Below are 1,387 nucleotides of genomic sequence, written 5' to 3' on the forward strand. Positions count from 1 at the left end.
CCCCCCGAAGCCGGCCCCGACCGCGCCTCCGCCCCCGAGGGCGGAGGCGCGGACCGGCCGGTCCCCGGCCCCCGGGAGGGCGGGGCCGACCGGGGACCGGAGCCGGTCCCGGCCTCCGAGGCCCCCGCCCGTTCCGCGCGCCGGGCCCTGCCGCTCGCCCTGGTGGCCGGTGCCACGGGCGCGGCCGTCGTCCTGATCGCCTCCGGGCAGCGCTGGGCCGAGGCACTGGCCGCCGGCGCGGCCGGGGGCACGCTTCCCGTCACGGTCACCGGCGGGGAGGTCTCCGGCTTGCCCAGCGCCCTGGCGCTGGTCGGCCTGGCCTCCCTGGTGGCGGTCCTCGCGGTGCGCCGCAACGGCCGGCGGATCGTCTCCGGGGTGCTTCTGCTGGCGGGCGCGGGAGCGGTCGCCTCCGCGGTGGCGGGGGCCCGGGACACTTCCGCGCTGCGCTCCGCCGCCGCCGAGGTGACCGGCCTCACGCAGGTGCCGCTCAGTGGCATCGACCACACCGTCTGGCCCTGGATCTCGGCGCTCGGGGGCCTGGCACTGGTCCTGGCCGGGGTGCTCGCCCTGCGCCACGGCGCGGCCTGGCCCGCCATGTCCGGTCGCCACGAGCGGACCGGTTCCCCCGGTGTTCGCGCTGGTGGTCGGGGCCAACGGCGTACCGGTCGGGGCCCCGTCCGGCCGGCGGACCCGGAGCGGCCGGAGGAGATGTGGAAGGCCATGGACCGGGGTGAGGACCCCACCGGCTGAGTTCCCGTCCGTGTTCGGGACGGGGGAGGCGGGTGCGGCCGGAGCGCGCCCACCTGTCAGAATGGCTCCGGAAATGTCCGCGGACGGCGCCCCCGCGCCCCCGCCGCGTGTCCCCACCGTCACCAAGGAGTCATTCATGGCGGCCAACAGCCACGGCCACGGCAATTCCCCGGCGGCCTGGACCGGCGTCATCATCGCCCTCATCGGTTTCTGCCTGGGCGGTGTCTTCACCGTGATGGCCCAGCCGTGGCTGGTGCTCGCGAGCGTCCTGGTCGTGGGGCTGGGCGGGGTGGCCGCGCTGGTGATGCGTTCGATGGGCCTGGGCGCGGAGCCCGTCCCGCAGCGTCCCGCCCCGGGGAACGCCTCCGTGCCCGGTCCGCGTGAGAGCGCCCCCGCCGAGGCCACCGACGCGCGCGGCGCCTCGGTCTGATCGCGACGTCCGGCCCCCCCGGGGCCGGGGCCGTTCCGGCTCCTCGGAGCCCGCCTGCTTCCGCCCGGCCGCCCGGGCCCGGCCCCGCGCGTTCCCGCCGCCGTTCGGGTGGCGGGAACATCCGGGCGGCGGCATCCGCCGTGCCGTCGCGGTGACGCGCCGGCACACGGCCGGCAGGCTCGGGTCGTGTCCGCCGCCCCACCGGAC

The 1,387-nt window shown here is 78.8% G+C and carries 2 protein-coding genes; both read left to right on the top strand.

Annotated features, from left to right (window positions below; all coding sequences use genetic code 11):
- Positions 1-147: 147 nt before the first annotated feature.
- Entirely contained in the window at positions 148-750 is a 603-nt protein-coding gene (locus tag FNQ90_RS23195; RefSeq protein WP_182608135.1) for a TIGR02234 family membrane protein, read from the top strand.
- 136 nt (positions 751-886) lie between these two features.
- The gene (locus FNQ90_RS23200; RefSeq protein WP_182608136.1) at positions 887-1,180 is read left to right on the top strand and encodes an HGxxPAAW family protein; all 294 of its coding nucleotides are present in this window, start codon (positions 887-889) and stop codon (positions 1,178-1,180) included.
- Positions 1,181-1,387: the final 207 nt, after the last annotated feature.

The sequence above is a fragment of the Streptomyces alkaliphilus genome, assembly GCF_014141535.1.
In the GTDB taxonomy this organism is placed as follows: domain Bacteria; phylum Actinomycetota; class Actinomycetes; order Streptomycetales; family Streptomycetaceae; genus Streptomyces; species Streptomyces alkaliphilus.